16 protein-coding genes and 1 pseudogene are annotated in these 14,625 nt (G+C 69.2%); 8 read left to right on the top strand and 9 right to left on the bottom strand.

Going from position 1 to position 14,625, the window contains the following annotated elements; translation table 11 throughout:
- The first annotated feature begins 177 nt into the window (after positions 1-177).
- Both ACZ45E_RS10310 and ACZ45E_RS10305 read left to right on the top strand, forming a co-directional pair.
- Positions 178-1,083: a LysR family transcriptional regulator gene (locus ACZ45E_RS10310; RefSeq protein ID WP_468218870.1), complete on the top strand. Its 906-nt coding sequence runs from the start codon at positions 178-180 to the stop codon at positions 1,081-1,083.
- Between the two features lie 59 nt (positions 1,084-1,142).
- Positions 1,143-1,625, top strand: a complete 483-nt coding sequence (locus tag ACZ45E_RS10305; RefSeq protein WP_468218868.1) for an NUDIX domain-containing protein — start codon at positions 1,143-1,145, stop codon at positions 1,623-1,625.
- Between the two features lie 15 nt (positions 1,626-1,640).
- Here ACZ45E_RS10305 and ACZ45E_RS10300 read toward each other — a convergent pair whose 3' ends face one another.
- A complete protein-coding gene (locus ACZ45E_RS10300) occupies positions 1,641-2,942 on the bottom strand; it encodes a globin domain-containing protein (protein WP_468218866.1) in 1,302 nt (433 codons plus the stop codon).
- Positions 2,943-3,213: 271 nt separating this feature from the next.
- Here ACZ45E_RS10300 and ACZ45E_RS10295 point away from each other — a divergent pair, with 271 nt between their 5' ends.
- Together ACZ45E_RS10295 and ACZ45E_RS10290 are read left to right on the top strand one after the other, a co-directional pair.
- A complete protein-coding gene (locus ACZ45E_RS10295; RefSeq protein WP_468218864.1) occupies positions 3,214-3,750 on the top strand; it encodes a DUF2269 domain-containing protein in 537 nt (178 codons plus the stop codon).
- Positions 3,751-3,755: 5 nt separating this feature from the next.
- Complete coding sequence (locus ACZ45E_RS10290) at positions 3,756-4,622, top strand: GNAT family N-acetyltransferase (protein ID WP_468218862.1); 867 nt, start codon at positions 3,756-3,758, stop codon at positions 4,620-4,622.
- 80 nt (positions 4,623-4,702) lie between these two features.
- On the opposite strand, the pseudogene ACZ45E_RS10285 reads toward ACZ45E_RS10290, so the two are convergent.
- Together ACZ45E_RS10285 and ACZ45E_RS10280 are read right to left on the bottom strand one after the other, a co-directional pair.
- Positions 4,703-4,855 (bottom strand): annotated as a pseudogene (locus ACZ45E_RS10285) (heme-binding protein); the annotation flags it as partial.
- On the bottom strand, positions 4,855-6,060 hold the full coding sequence (locus tag ACZ45E_RS10280; RefSeq protein WP_468218860.1) for an MFS transporter: 1,206 nt from the start codon (positions 6,058-6,060) through the stop codon (positions 4,855-4,857). The pseudogene ACZ45E_RS10285 and the gene ACZ45E_RS10280, both read right to left, overlap by 1 nt.
- Before the next feature lie 142 nt (positions 6,061-6,202).
- Between ACZ45E_RS10280 and ACZ45E_RS10275 the strand changes: the two genes are divergently transcribed.
- Positions 6,203-6,661, top strand: coding sequence for a MarR family winged helix-turn-helix transcriptional regulator (locus tag ACZ45E_RS10275; protein ID WP_468218859.1), 459 nt, complete (start codon positions 6,203-6,205; stop codon positions 6,659-6,661).
- 39 nt (positions 6,662-6,700) lie between these two features.
- Positions 6,701-7,153: a GNAT family N-acetyltransferase gene (locus ACZ45E_RS10270; RefSeq protein ID WP_468218857.1), complete on the top strand. Its 453-nt coding sequence runs from the start codon at positions 6,701-6,703 to the stop codon at positions 7,151-7,153.
- A 106-nt stretch (positions 7,154-7,259) separates the two neighbouring features.
- On the opposite strand, the gene ACZ45E_RS10265 is transcribed toward ACZ45E_RS10270, so the two are convergent.
- Together ACZ45E_RS10265 and dnaB are read right to left on the bottom strand one after the other, a co-directional pair.
- Positions 7,260-8,639, bottom strand: coding sequence for a serine hydrolase domain-containing protein (locus ACZ45E_RS10265; protein WP_468218856.1), 1,380 nt, complete (start codon positions 8,637-8,639; stop codon positions 7,260-7,262).
- Positions 8,640-8,779: 140 nt separating this feature from the next.
- Positions 8,780-10,258 carry a replicative DNA helicase gene (gene dnaB, locus ACZ45E_RS10260; RefSeq protein WP_468218853.1) on the bottom strand — a complete coding sequence of 493 codons (1,479 nt, stop codon included), beginning with the start codon at positions 10,256-10,258 and terminating at the stop codon, positions 8,780-8,782.
- Positions 10,259-10,709: 451 nt separating this feature from the next.
- Between dnaB and ACZ45E_RS10255 the strand changes: the two genes are divergently transcribed.
- Positions 10,710-12,056: an MATE family efflux transporter gene (locus ACZ45E_RS10255; protein ID WP_468218852.1), complete on the top strand. Its 1,347-nt coding sequence runs from the start codon at positions 10,710-10,712 to the stop codon at positions 12,054-12,056.
- Positions 12,057-12,225: 169 nt separating this feature from the next.
- On the opposite strand, the gene rplI is transcribed toward ACZ45E_RS10255, so the two are convergent.
- The 4 genes from rplI to rpsF all read right to left on the bottom strand — a co-directional run bounded on the left by rplI (position 12,226) and on the right by rpsF (position 13,967).
- Positions 12,226-12,672, bottom strand: coding sequence for a 50S ribosomal protein L9 (gene rplI, locus ACZ45E_RS10250; protein ID WP_468218850.1), 447 nt, complete (start codon positions 12,670-12,672; stop codon positions 12,226-12,228).
- An 18-nt stretch (positions 12,673-12,690) separates the two neighbouring features.
- Positions 12,691-12,927 (bottom strand): 30S ribosomal protein S18, encoded by a 237-nt coding sequence (gene rpsR / locus ACZ45E_RS10245; RefSeq protein ID WP_003949403.1) that lies wholly within the window; start codon positions 12,925-12,927, stop codon positions 12,691-12,693.
- Positions 12,928-12,999: 72 nt separating this feature from the next.
- Positions 13,000-13,602: a single-stranded DNA-binding protein gene (locus tag ACZ45E_RS10240; RefSeq protein WP_468218848.1), complete on the bottom strand. Its 603-nt coding sequence runs from the start codon at positions 13,600-13,602 to the stop codon at positions 13,000-13,002.
- 74 nt (positions 13,603-13,676) lie between these two features.
- Positions 13,677-13,967: a 30S ribosomal protein S6 gene (gene rpsF, locus ACZ45E_RS10235; protein ID WP_006604399.1), complete on the bottom strand. Its 291-nt coding sequence runs from the start codon at positions 13,965-13,967 to the stop codon at positions 13,677-13,679.
- A 288-nt stretch (positions 13,968-14,255) separates the two neighbouring features.
- Here rpsF and ACZ45E_RS10230 point away from each other — a divergent pair, with 288 nt between their 5' ends.
- Positions 14,256-14,576: a hypothetical protein gene (locus ACZ45E_RS10230; protein ID WP_468218846.1), complete on the top strand. Its 321-nt coding sequence runs from the start codon at positions 14,256-14,258 to the stop codon at positions 14,574-14,576.
- Positions 14,577-14,625: the final 49 nt, after the last annotated feature.

Below are 14,625 nucleotides of genomic sequence, written 5' to 3'. Positions count from 1 at the left end.
CACAACGAACGGCCCGAGCCTCCCCCCTCGTGGCTCGGACCGTCCCGGTTCTGCGCGCGAAGAACCGCGCAATCAAGGCTAGTTGACTCTGTGTCAGTGTCCAATCACGGTAGCGACAGAGACCTATCGACATATTTATAGTGGGCCGCGACCCGAGCCCGAGGGGAGGATCTCGCCATGGACCTGGCTCTGCTGCGCACTTTTGTGACAGTCCATCGCGCCGGGTCGTTCACCCGCGCCGCCGCGCTGCTCGGTCTCTCCCAGCCCGCGGTGACCTCACAGATCCGCACGCTGGAGCGGCAGTTGGGCCGCCCGCTCTTCCTGCGTCAGGCTCGCGGTGTCACGCCCACGACCATCGGCGACGAGCTGGCACACAAGGTGGCCCCGCATCTCGACGCCCTCGTGGAGATCACCGAGACCGGACTCGACGGGGAGTCGGCCGTACGCACCTTGCATCTGGCGGGGCCCCCGGAGTTCACAGCGGAACGGGCCTTGCCCGCGCTCACCGCACTGACCAGGGACGACGGCCAGAGCATCGCCTTACGCGCCTCCTTCGGCACCGCCGAGGAGACCGTGGAGGGGCTCGCCGCCGGACATCATGATCTGGCCATCACGACGGCCCGCCCACGTGGCACCCTGCTGACGGCGACTCCGCTCTGCGACGAGGAGCATGTGCTGGTCGCCTCCCCTCGCTGGGCTGCCCGGATCGGCTCCGGCAAGCTGCACCGCGACGCGGCGCCTTCCCTGGAGAAGTTCCCAATGGTCGAGGTCCATGAGTCGCTGCCGCTGGTCTCGCGCTACTGGGCCTCCGTCTTCGATTCCCGTCCCGCCGTCGCCGGCACGGTCGTCGTGCCGGATCTGCGCGCCGTGCTGGCCTGCGCGATCACCGGGGCGGGCCTCGCCGTTCTGCCGCGCTATCTGTGCGCGGCCGCCTTGGAGCGCGGCGAAGTCGTGGCACTGCTGGACCCGCCGGTGCCTCCGCTGCGCACGTACTTCCTCGTCGTACGCACCGGCACACTCGCTCTGCCGCACATCGCGCGGGCGCACGAGTGGTTGCTGCGCGCCGCTGTCGACTGGTCGTGAGCGAGGACTGACCCGGTGCGGAATGTTTCACGTGGAACCGGCGGGGCCACATTTCTCCCATGACCGTCCGACCCGTGGTCAAGCGCACCGCACGCGCCGTTCTGCTCGATGGTGACGACCTCATCCTGATCAAGCGGACCAAGCCCGGCGTCGATCCGTACTGGCTGACGCCGGGGGGCGGAGTCGAGCCGGAGGACACCACTGTCGTCGACGCCCTCCATCGCGAGGTGCACGAGGAATTGGGCGCCAAGGTCACCCACGTGGTGCCCTGCTTCGTGGACACCGTCGAGCACATCGGTGAGGACGCCGCGACGACCGGCGTGAAGGTCCAGCATTTCTTCGTCTGCCGACTCGAATCGATGGACCTCGACCAGCGGCACGGTCCCGAGATCGATGAACCGTGCGGTGAGTACGAGATCGTGCGCGTGCCGTTCACACGCATCGGTATCGCCTCGGTCCATCTGGTGCCGCTGTCCCTGCGGCACTACCTGGACGGCAACATCGAGGGTGTAAGGGCGATGCACGCGCCGGATCTGGGCTGACCTCCCTCACAAAGTTCAGTCCACCGCCGCGATCCGTTCCTCCACCGAGTCATGGCGGATGCGGTTGCCGGGGATACCGATGTCGAGCAAGGCGTCGACACCGTTGCGGATCATGCCGGGCGGCCCGGACAGATAGGCGTCGTACTCGTTCCAGGGGCCGTATCCCCGCACGGCGTCCGGGAGTTGGAGGTGGCCCTGCTGGTCGATGACCGGGCGCACCGCCAGCCAGGGGTGGTTCTGTTGGAGCCGCAGCATCGTGTCGATGTCGTACAGGTCGTGGCCGGTGCGAGCGCCGTAGAAGACCTCGACCGGCCGCTGTTCCCCGTGCTCGGCCACGTCCTCGACGAGCGCCTTGATGGGCGCGATGCCGGTACCTCCGCCCAGGCAGAGCAGACCGCTGTCAGTGCTGTGGTCGACGGTCATGGAGCCGGCGGGCGGCCCGAGCCGCAGCACGTCACCTGGGCGGGCGCGGTGCACCAGAGCGTTGGAGACCCAGCCCGCCGGGACCGCCTTCACATGGAACGACAGCAGCCCGTCCGGACGGGGCGCCGCCGCGAACGAGTAGTGCCGCCAGATCCGCGGCCACCACGGCGTCTCCAACGTCGTGTACTGACCGGCCAGGAACGGGTACGGCTGCTCGGGCCGGACGGTAACGACCGCGACGTCGGGCGTGCGCAGATCGTGCGCCACGACCTCCGACAACCACCATGCGGGGGCCTTCAGCTCGTCCTCGGCGGCCGCGTCGATCATGACTTGCGAGATCGTCGTGTACGTACGGACCCAGGCGGCCTCGGTGGGCGCGTCCCAAGTGGCGGTGGCGTATCTGCTGAGCGCCGCGATGAGACATTCGCCGACGGCCGGGTAGTGCTCGGCGCGCGTGCCGTATTTGCGGTGGCCGCGGCCCAGATTCTTCAGGTACGGAACCAGGACGAGCTTGTTGTCGACGTGCTCCGCCGCCGTCAGCAGTGCCTTGAGGAGCCGGTCCCGCTGGGTGTCCATCGCGACGGGGAAGAGTGGGCGCAGCTCGGGCTGGCGGAGAAAGAGCAGCGCATAGAAGTACGCGGTGACCTTGTCGGCGACCGGGCCCACTTCGTCCATCGTGCGGCGGACGAGCAGCGCCTCGGGGGAGGCGTTCTCCCGGACGGACCGTGCCGGGTGAGGCTCCGGGGCGAGGCGGGGCGGAGGTATTCGTCCGTCACCCGACTCCCGGCCGGGGTCGGGATCGCAAGGGGACGGTGCCGGGGTGGTGTGCGGCGTGAACCAGCCGTCGCCACCGCCTGGCCCGGAATCGGCCGACGTGGTGGTCGGAGCGTCCATGCTGTGCCTCGCCTCGAACATCTCTGGACGGTCTGCGTACAGCCCCCTCGTCGCAGCGTGTCACCGGACTCCGGCGCGTCGAACGCAAACCGGAAAGTCCGGGTCTTCGATCTTTCCGTCCGGTTAGGCTACGGCGGCCTGCGGGCGGGCCTCCTGGGCTCCCGATGAGGGGGTTCCGCCGGTTCCGCCACCCCTGTACGCCGAGGCCAGTACACGCGGATACTCCCGCCGTCAGACGCCTTCGGGGGCCGTTCCCGGGACCGTGTTTCACGTGAAACTTCAGCGCCGCCCCCGTCGGGCCCTCCTCGTCGTCCACGTGGCCGTCTCCGCCTGCTGGCTCGGCCTCACACTCGGTCTGCTCGCACTCGCGGTCACCGCTACGACCACGGGGGCCGGTGCCGCCGTCGAGGCATCGGCCCGCGCCATGAAACTCTTCGCGGACTGGCTGGTGATCCCGCTCGCTCTGCTGACTCTGCTGAGCGGTCTGCTCCTCTCCCTCGGCACGCAGTGGGGGCTGGCCCGCCACCGATGGGTCTACGTCAAGTTCTGGCTGACCCTCGCCACGACCGCCGCGTCGATCTTCGCCCTGCGGCCGGGCGTCGACCATGCGGTGACGGCGCTGGCGTCCGGTGCTCCGCTGCCCCGCGCCGCCGATCTGCTGGCCGGGCCCCTCGTCTCCCTGACCGCGTACGTCTTCATGACAGCGATCTCGGTGCTCAAGCCCTGGGGGCTGACCCGACGTGGCCGAAACCACCGGACCACTCCCCGCAAAGCGGTGGACGCCACCGGGCTCCGTCCGACAGCCTGACCTGCGTGTCGACACCTTCCCTCTCCGATCTGCCCATCCGCCGCCTCACCCCGCGTGACGTGCGCGCGTGCGCCGACCTCTCCGAGAACCGGGGCTGGCCCCGCGAGGAGCACAAATGGGGCCTGCTGCTCGCGGCCGGCACCGGCTACGGCATCGACGACCCTGACGGCGGGCTGATCACCGCCTGTGTGGTGACCGAGTACGGGCCCCGGGAACGGCCCGAACTCGGCGCGATCGGCATGCTCCTGGTCGCCGAGCGGCACGCCCGCCGAGGGGTCGGCCGACGCCTGATGCGCTACGTCGTCGAGCGGGCGGGCACCACACCGCTGACGCTGTACGCGACGCCGTACGGCCGGCCGCTCTACGAGGAGCTGGGTTTCAAGGTCACCGGGCAATCCGAGATGGTGTGCGGCCGATTCGTCGCCGGAGGCACGCCGCCCGCGGTGACCACGCGCCCGGCCACCGCCGAGGACCTGACGGCGATCCTGCGCCTGGACGCCGAAGTGTTCGGGCCCGACCGGACGCACATCATCGCCCGCCTTCCGGCCTTCTCGGACCAGCTGCGCGTCGCCGAGGACGGTGGCGCGCTCATCGGCTACGCCGCCGCCTGGCCCAATATGGACACCCACGTCGTCGGCCCGCTGGTCGCACGTGACACCGAGACCGCGAAAGCCCTGATCACCGGCCTCGCTGCGGGCACGGACCGGCCGCTGCGGACCGACATCGACGTACGCCACGAAGAGCTGCTGGCCTGGCTGAAGGAGCGCGGTGTGGAGTGCGTCGCCCTGAACGCGGTGATGAACTACGGCGCCCCGGACCTGCCCGGCGACTGGACCCGCCGCTTCGCCCCGCTGACGGTCGCGGCCGGCTGAGGAACGCGGACGGGCCCGCTCCCGAGCGCCGCGGCAATGCGGCTTCTCAGGGGCGGGCCCGTTGGCGTGTCCGGTTGTCGGGCGAGCGACCGCACGGCCGCCGTGGCGAAGCCGTGGCCCTGCTCGGGGGCGCCTCCGCCGACGCCGATCGCGCCGATGAGACCTCCGTCGCGGTGGACCGGCACACCGCCCGCGATGAACAGCAACGGCCGGTCGAGGGCGGTGGGCAGGCTCAGTGGTGGACCGGCTCGGCCTGTCGCTGCCCTGCACCGGTGACGACCAGGCTCGGCGCCGGTGCGCGGCGCTCCAGTGCGGCCGACACGAGGGCCAGGACGAGGGCGCTCGCGGCGAGCACGGCGCCGACCCAGTTCGGGGCGGTGTAGCCGAGGCCCGCGGAGATCACCAGGCCGCCGAGCCAGGCGGAGAGGGCGTTGCCGAGGTTGAAGGCGCCGATGTTGACGGCCGAGGCGAGCGTGGGTGCGCCGGACGCCTGGTCGAGGACCCGCTTCTGGAGCGGCGGCACGGTCGCGAAGCCGAGCGCGCCGATCAGCACGATGGTGGCGGCGGCCAGGACCTTGTTGTGTGCCGTGACCGTGAAGAGGGCGAGCACGATCGCGAGGGCGCCCAGGGAGATGTACAGCATCGGCATCAGGGCACGGTCGGCGAACTTGCCGCCGACGAGGTTGCCACCGACCATGCCGAGGCCGAAGAGGACCAGCAGCCAGGTCACCGAGCCGTCGGCGAAACCGGCGACGTGCGTCATCATCGGCGCGATGTAGGTGATGGCCGCGAAGACACCGCCGAAGCCGAGCACGGTCATCGCCATGGCGAGCAGGACCTGCACGTTCTTGAACGCGGCCAGCTCATGGCGTAGCTGTACGCCCTCGGGCTTGGGCAGGTCGGGCACGAGCTTGGCGATGCCGAGGAGCCCGATCACACCGAGTGCGGCCACGACCGTGAAGGTGACGCGCCAGCCGGCGGACTGGCCGATGAGGGTGCCGAGCGGGACGCCGACGACGTTGGCCACGGTCAGACCGGTGAACATCATGGCGATCGCACCGGCCTTCTTCTGCGGGGCGACCAGCTCGGCCGCGACGACCGAGCCGATGCCGAAGAAGGCACCGTGGGCCAGCGAGGCCACGACACGGCCGATCAGCATCACGGCGAAGACGGGCGCGACGGCGGAGATCAGGTTGCCGACGATGAAGAGGCCCATCAGCAGCATCAGCATCCGCTTGCGGGAGATGCGGGTGCCGAGGACGGTCATGAGCGGGGCGCCGAACATGACGCCGAGCGCGTAGCCGGTGACGAGGAATCCGGCCGTGGGGATCGAGACGCCGAAGTCACCCGCGACCTCTGGGAGCAGTCCCATGATCACGAATTCGGTGGTTCCGATCCCGAAGGCCCCGATCGCCAGGGCGAGAAGCGCGAGAGGCATGGGGTTCACCTTCCAGAATGTTGCGGGTGCGTTTAACGAGACCTCACAATAATTGCAGACGCTGACTAATTGCAAGCGCGGGCAATTTCACGCATCGACTACCCTGGTGTTCAGCCGGTCCGGGACGGAGGATCCTCAAGCCATGACTGCGACAGACCCCGCACTTACCGCCCTTTCCCAGGGCTGGTGCGCGCTCTCCCTGCTCCACGGGAAGATCGAGGCCCACATCGAGCGCGCCCTGCAGGCCAAGCACGACCTCAGCGTGCGTGAGTACTCCCTGCTCGACGTCCTGAGCCGACAGCACGACGGAGAGGGCGGACACCTGCAGATGAAGCAGGTCGCCGACGCCGTCGTCCTCAGCCAGAGCGCCACCACCCGCCTCGTGACGCGCCTTGAGGACCGCGGCCTGCTGCTCCGCTACCTGTGCCCCACCGACCGGCGCGGCATCTACACGAACGTCTCCGACGCGGGCCTCGCACTCCTTCGGGAAGCCCGCCCGACGAACGAGTCGGCACTGCGCGAGGCACTGGACACCGCGGCCGAGAACCCCGAGCTCGCCCCTCTCGTCCGGGCCGTCGAAGCGCTGCGCGTTCCCGCCTGATCCAGCCCCGCCCCGGGGCGTCCCGTTTAGGCTGCCGCCATGGGAGATCTTGAGATAAGAGCGGCCGTGCCCGAGGACATCCCGGCGATCGTCGCGATGCTGGCCGACGATCCGCTGGGTGCGCAACGGGAGTCGCCGGAGGACCTCGCCCCGTACCTCGCCGCCCACGCACGGCTCGCCGCCGACCCGAACCAGCACCTCGTCGTCGCCGTCCGGGCGGACCGGGTCGTCGGCACCCTCCAGCTCACCGTCATTCCGGGCCTCTCCCGGAAAGGGTCGACCCGCTCGATCATCGAGGGCGTGCGTATCCACGCCGACGAGCGCGGCAGCGGTCTGGGGACCCAACTCATCGAATGGGCCGTCGAGGAATCACGGCGCCAGGACTGCCAGTTGGTGCAGCTGACCTCCGACGCGACCCGGAAGGACGCTCACCGCTTCTACGAGCGTCTGGGCTTCTCGGCATCACACGTGGGGTTCAAGCTCCAACTGTGACGGGCCACCCGGCAGTGCTGGGCAGTACAGCTCGGGTTTCATGTGAAACCACCGAGGAGAGTCCGTTTCACGTGAAACGAACCCTCCTCGGGAGGCCGTACCGCTCTTACTGCGGCAGCCCTCGCCATCCCTCCGGGTCCACTCCGCCCGGCACCGGCGCGTCCATGCCGTAGGGCTCCCGCGTGAAGACGAACGACCCCAGGTCCAGATGGCTCACCGCGCCGTCATGCCGCCGCACCGCTTGGAGCGTCTCCCCCGCGTAATAGCCGTCGAGGCCGGTCCAGGTGCCGTCGCCGTTCGTCCGGAACCGGGATCGGCGCCCACCACCGGCCGCGGGCCCCAGCTCCACACCGCCGTCGGCCGTCAGACGCAGGGCCACGATCTGCGTCCCCCAGTACCAGGGGCCGGTCAGCTCCAGGGCCGAGGCGTCGACCTCGGGCAGCGGACGCCACGGCTCGGGGATCCGCGGTTCGGCCTCGGCGACGACCTTCAGGAGGTCGGCGGCCACCGTGGCAGCGGGCACCCCCGAGGTGCTGTTGACCAGCGTGACGGAGACGAGCCCGTCCTCCTCGCTCAGCCACAGCCCCGCCACGAACCCCGGCAACGAGCCGGTGTGACCCGCCAGAATCCTGCCGTCCCGACGCACCACCTGCATCCCCAGCCCGTACGCGGCGTCCCAGTCGCCCGGCAGGGTCGGCGCTGCCGGCGTCCGCATCTCCCGTACGGACTCCGCGCTCAGCACGCGGTCGTCGCCCGTGACGAGAAAAGCCCCGAAGACCGCCAGGTCCCGGGCGGTGGACCAGAGTTGACCGGCGGGTGCCATCAGGCCGAGGTCCTCACTGGGCTCCGGCAGCAGCACATCGGCGTACGGATGCACGGCCCAGCCGCCCGCGTGCGGGGCCAGGGCCTTGACGGTGGTACGGCTCAGGCCGAGCGGTTCCAGAATCTCGCCGCGCAGAGCTTCCTCCCACGTGACCCCACGCACCGCCTCCACCGGCGAACCGAGCAGCGTGTAGCCAGGGTTGGAGTAGTGGTGGCGGCGGCCGACCGGATGCCGGAAGGGCTGCTCACCGAGGACGTGGGCGAGGGTCGGGCGGAGCGTGGCGGACGAGCGCTCCCACCACTCGCCCGGTGTCTCGGCTGCCAAGCCCCCGGTGTGCGCGAGGAGTTCGGCGATGGTGACCTCCCCCGCCCCGGTCCCGGGGAGATGCTTCTCCAGCGGGTCCCCCAGGTCGAGCAGTCCCTCGTCACGCAGACGCAGCACGAGCACGGCGGTGAAGGTCTTCGTGATCGAACCGATCCGGTACTGCACGGTCTCGTCGGGTCCGTGCCCGTCGACCGACGTGCGCGAGCCGGTCCACACCAGCTCCCCGTCCCGCGCGATCGCCGCGACGAGCGACGGAGCCCGCCCTTCGCTCTGCGCGACGGCGATGCGGTGCAGGAGGGCGCGGCGAGTGGTGGGCAACAACTTCGAGGGTGACGTCATGCGCACAGTCCACAATGCGCGCCGTACCGCGTCGAGCCGATTTCACCCGCGGCTGATCAAGGCCCTCCGGATCTCGCCCGGTCCGACGCCGCGGCCCGCTCCGACGACGCGGCCCGCTCCGACGACGCAGCCCGCTCCGATCAGGTCTGCGCCATGTCCACGAAGCGCGAGTAGTGGCCCTGGAAGGCGACCGTGATCGTGGCTGTCGGGCCGTTACGGTGCTTGCCGACGATGATGTCGGCCTCGCCCGCGCGGGGTGACTCCTTCTCGTAGGCGTCCTCGCGGTGGAGCAGGATGACCATGTCGGCGTCCTGCTCGATGGAGCCGGACTCACGCAGGTCGGAGACCATCGGCTTCTTGTCCGTGCGCTGCTCGGGGCCACGGTTCAGCTGGGAGAGCGCGATCACCGGGACTTCGAGCTCCTTGGCCAGCAGCTTGAGGTTTCGGGACATGTCCGACACCTCCTGCTGGCGGCTCTCGGAGCGCTTCGATCCGCCGGCCTGCATCAGCTGCAGATAGTCGATGATCACGAGCTTGATGTCCTGGCGCTGCTTGAGGCGGCGGCACTTCGCGCGGATCTCCATCATCGACAGGTTCGGGGAGTCGTCGATGTAGAGCGGCGCCGCCGAGACCTCGGGCATCCGGCGCGCGAGCCGTGTCCAGTCCTCGTCCGTCATCGTGCCGGACCGCATGTGGTGCAGGGCCACCCGCGCCTCGGCCGACAGCAGACGCATCGCGATCTCGTTGCGCCCCATTTCGAGGGAGAAGATGACGCTGGGCAGATTGTGCTTGATCGATGCCGCGCGGGCGAAGTCCAGCGCGAGCGTCGACTTACCCATGGCGGGCCGGGCCGCGATGACGATCATCTGACCCGGGTGCAGGCCGTTGGTCAGCGAGTCGAAGTCCGTGAAACCGGTCGGCACACCGGTCATCTCGCCGCTGCGCGAGCCGATCGCCTCGATCTCGTCGAGCGCGCTCTCCATGATGTCGCCGAGGGGGAGGTAGTCCTCACTGGTGCGCTGCTCGGTGACCGCGTAGATCTCGGCCTGCGCCCTGTTGACGATCTCGTCGACGTCGTCGTCGGCCGCGTACCCCATCTGCGTGATCCGCGTGCCCGCCTCGACGAGTCGGCGCAGCACGGCCCGCTCGTGGACGATCTCCGCGTAGTACTCGGCGTTCGCCGCGGTCGGGACGGTCTGGACGAGGGTGTGCAGATACGATGCGCCACCGACCTTGTTGATCTCGCCGCGCTTGGTGAGCTCGGCGGCGATGGTGATGGGGTCGGCCGGCTCACCCTTGGCGTAGATGTCGAGGATCGCCTGGAAGATCGTTTCGTGGGCCGGCTTGTAGAAGTCGGCCCCCTTGAGGACCTCGACGACGTCGGCGATCGCGTCCTTCGACAGGAGCATGCCACCGAGCACCGACTGCTCGGCGTCCAGATCCTGGGGCGGCACGCGCTCGAAGGTGGCCGGGCCGTCGTCCCAGCCGCCCCCCTCACGACCCCGCTCGTGCTCGTCGCTCCGGTCGCGACCACCGCCACGGCTCTGCCGGGAAGGGGGTAGACGGTCACTGGGACCGCTGTCGGCCCAGGGGTCGTCCAAGGGCTCGGAGATACTCACCGGGCCACCTCCTCCCGTCCGCCGAGCGGACCTCGCCGTGCCACTCATTCCTAGGGCACGACACTGACAAATATGGGGGCCCGATTCCGGTTCTGACGCGTCGGTTCCGCGAGGTTTCCGAGACCGGACGACACGCTGGGCGCCGCCCCACGGTAGGCCCGTCGGCACCTTCAGCCAATCTGGTTATCCACAGGCGGTGTGGATGACGGGCCTCTCGCTGTGGAGAACTCGGCCAAACCTGTGCACGACCCGGTGGACAGCCCTGTGAACAAGCCCTCACGCCCCTTCGCCCAATGGTTCTGACCTGCGGTTATCCCGTCCACCGGCTGTGCAGAAGAAAAACTTTTCCGGTCGGCCCAACTTCTTCACAAGCCCGGTCCCACGATGGGCACAACCCCGTCGCAAGTAAGGGTCTTAGAGGCATTGCATCTCTTACCTGTGGAAGATTAGATTGGTGCCTATGACACAGGCTTCCGCGACCTCCAGATCCGCCCGGAGACGGCACGACCGCGAGATCATCGCCCTCGCCGTTCCCGCCTTCGGCGCACTCGTCGCAGAGCCACTCTTTCTCATGGCCGACAGCGCGATCATCGGCCATCTCGGCACCGCGCAACTGGCGGGACTCGCCATCGCCTCGGCCCTGCTGACCACCGCGGTCAGCATCTTCGTCTTCCTCGCCTACGCGACCACGGCCGCCGTCGCGCGCCGGGTCGGCTCCGGTGATCTGCGGGCTGCTATCCAACAGGGCATGGACGGCATCTGGCTCGCCCTCCTCCTCGGCGTCGCCGTCATCGCGATCGTCCTGCCCACCGCACCGTCCCTGATCGAACTCTTCGGCGCCTCGGACACGGCCGCGCCGTACGCGGTCACGTATCTCCGCATCTCGCTGCTCGGCATCCCCGCCATGCTCGTGGTCCTGGCCGCCACCGGCGTCCTGCGCGGCCTCCAGAACACGAAGACCCCCCTGTACGTCGCCGTCGCCGGCTTCATCGCCAACGCCGCGCTCAACGTCGGCCTGGTCTACGGCGCCGATCTCGGTATCGCCGGCTCCGCCTGGGGCACCGTCATCGCCCAGCTGGGCATGGCCGCTGTCTATCTGGTGGTGGTCGTCCGCGGGGCCCGGCGCCACGGTGCCTCCTTGCGCCCCGACGCAGCGGGCATCCGCGCCTGCGCCCAGGCCGGCGCGCCCCTCCTCGTCCGCACGCTCTCGCTGCGCGCCATCCTGATGATCGCCACAGCGGTCGCGGCCCGGCTCGGCGACGCGGACGTGGCCGCACACCAGATCATCCTGTCCCTGTGGAACCTGCTGGCCTTCGCTCTGGACGCCATCGCGATCGCCGGGCAGGCCATCATCGGCCGCTACCTCGGCGCCGACGACGCCCCGGGCGCCCGCGATGCCTGCCGGCGCATGGTGCAGTGGGGGATCGCCGCGGGAGTGGTCCTCGCCGTGCTGGTCATCGCGGCGCGCCCCCTGTACGTGCCGCTGTTCACCAGCGATCCGACCGTCCAGGACGCGGCCCTGCTCGCGCTGCTCGTGGTGGCGCTGTCCCAGCCCGTCTGCGGCATCGTGTTCGTCCTCGACGGCGTCCTCATGGGCGCGGGCGACGGGGCGTACCTGGCCTGGGCCATGCTGCTCACCCTGGCGGTCTTCACCCCGGTCGCCCTGCTGGTACCGGTCCTCGGCGGCGGTCTCACCACTGTGTGGGGTGCGATGACCCTGATGATGGTGATGCGCATGGTGACGCTCTGGGTGCGCTACCGCTCGGGCCGCTGGGCCGTCACGGGTGCCACGCGGTGACACAACCGGGAGACCGCCCGGCCGTACCTCCGCGAACCCCGTTTCACGTGAAACCGTGAACCGTGGAACGTGAACCGTGGGACAACGCCACGGCACGACAGCAAGCGTGTGGGGCCGCACCCCGAAGGGTGCGGCCCCACATGTGCTTCAAGCTCTGCTAATGCAGGGCTCAGGCAGCGACGACCTCGACGTTGACCTTGGCGGCCACCTCGGGGTGCAGACGCACGGACGTCTGGTGGGCGCCCAGCGTCTTGATCGGCGAGCCCAGCTCGACACGACGCTTGTCGATCTTCGGGCCACCGGCAGCCTCGATCGCCGAAGCGACGTCGGCCGGGGTGACGGAGCCGAAGAGACGACCGGCGTCGCCGGAGCGGACGGCCAGACGGACGTTCACGCCCTCGAGCTTGGCCTTGATCTCGTTGGCCTGCTCGATCGTGGCGATCTCGTGGATCTTGCGGGCGCGGCGGATCTGCGCCACGTCCTGCTCGCCACCCTTGGTCCAGCGGATCGCGAAACCACGCGGGACCAGGTAGTTGCGGGCGTACCCGTCCTTGACGTCGACGACGTCACCGGCGGTGCCGAGGCCAGAGACCTCGTGGGTCAGGATGATCTTCATTCTTCGGTCACCCTTTCCTTATCGCGCGGTGGACGTGTAGGGCAGCAGCGCCATCTCACGGCTGTTCTTCACGGCCGTGGCGACGTCACGCTGGTGCTGCGTGCAGTTGCCGGTCACGCGGCGGGCACGGATCTTGCCGCGGTCGGAAATGAACTTCCGCAGCATGTTCGTGTCCTTGTAGTCCACGTACGTGACCTTGTCCTTGCAGAAAGCGCAGACCTTCTTCTTCGGCTTGCGCACAGGCGGCTTCGCCATGGTGTATCTCCTGTGTGATCAAGAAGTGGGGGTACGGCCCACCCTCGCCCTCCGGCCCGAAGGCCCCGGGGTTTAGAAGGGGGGCTCGTCCGAGTAGCCGCCGCCGGAGCCGCCGGAGCTTCCGCCCCAGCTGCCACCGCCGCCGCCCTGCTGCTGGCTGCCGCCGCCGGCCGGCGCACTGGTCGCCCAGGGGTCGTCGGCGGGAGTACCGCCGCCGCCACCCTGCGGCTGACCGCCGCCGGAGCCACCGCTCCAGCCGCCGCCCTGCTGGCCGCCACCGCCGCCGCCGTAACCACCCTGGCCACCGCGACCACTGGTCTTGGTGACCTTGGCCGTGGCACTGCGAAGGCTGGCGCCGACTTCCTCGACGTCCAGTTCGTAGACCGTGCGCTTGACGCCCTCACGGTCCTCGTAGGACCGCTGCTTCAGCCGGCCCTGCACGATGACGCGCATGCCTCGCTGGAGCGACTCCGCGACGTTCTCCGCCGCCTGACGCCAGACCGAGCAGGTCAGGAACAGGCTCTCGCCGTCCTTCCACTCGTTGGTCTGCCGGTCGAAGGTGCGGGGAGTGGACGCGACACGGAACTTCGCGACCGCCGCACCGGAGGGGGTGAAGCGCAGCTCGGGGTCGTCGACAAGATTGCCGACGACCGTGATGACGGTCTCGCCTGCCATGGGGTACCTCTCGGCGGGTTTGCTGCGGACTGCTTGCTGCTACTCGGATCCCAAGTACCGCTGAACTAGGAAGTTCAGTGGGTCTCGGGACGGAGGACCTTGGTCCGGAGGACCGACTCGTTCAGGTTCATCTGCCGGTCGAGCTCCTTGACGACCGCAGGCTCGGCCTGCAGGTCGATGACCGAGTAGATGCCCTCGGGCTTCTTCTTGATCTCGTACGAGAGACGACGACGGCCCCAGGTGTCGACCTTCTCGACCTTTCCGTTGCCCTCGCGGACGACGGAGAGGAAGTTCTCGATCAGGGGGGAGACAGCACGCTCCTCGAGATCGGGGTCGAGGATGACCATCACCTCGTAGTGACGCATGTGGAACCCACCTCCTTTGGACTCAGCGGCCACGGTCGTTCCGTGGCAGGAGGGTTGTTATGCGTAGCAACGGTATCGGCCGCCACTGACAATCGGGCCTCCCGGAGGGGAGCCACGCGAGCCAGGGGGGTACCAGTCCCTTGTCGGGACGTGGGCAGACACTGATGCAGACGGTACAGACTACCCGCACCCCGGCTTCGGGTTGAAATCCGACAGCAGAGGTCCACAATCTGTATACGTCGGGTGTCTATGGCGCTACGATGCGCCGTCTTCCGCAGGAGGTGCCTCATGGCACAAGCAATGCGACCGAACAGCACCAGCGCCGGCTCCCTCTTCGCCTCGGACGGGAAGTCCCATCCACTCCCCGACACGCTGGTCGCGGTGACCGCGGTGCTCGGACTGATCGCCGCCGTCACCTCGATCTGGAGCGGTCTCCATCTCCTGAGTTCCTGGACCGGCCTCGTCGGGATCCTGACCGGCGCCTACGGGCAGTTCGTCTCGGAGACGACCCGTGAGCGCTTCGCCCTGGTCCTCGGCCTCGGCGCCTCGGCTGTCGGGTTCTTCATCGGAATGGCCCATGGCGGCCTCTTCGGCGGCGTCATCGGCTGAGGTCAGCACCCTCAGGGGGGCCGACCCCCCATACGGCCAGTCGGGGCGC

The sequence above is a fragment of the Streptomyces sp. NPDC030991 genome, from assembly GCF_055571235.1.
Note: the sequence above shows the minus strand (reverse complement) of the source record. Positions and strands in the feature narration are given on the sequence as shown.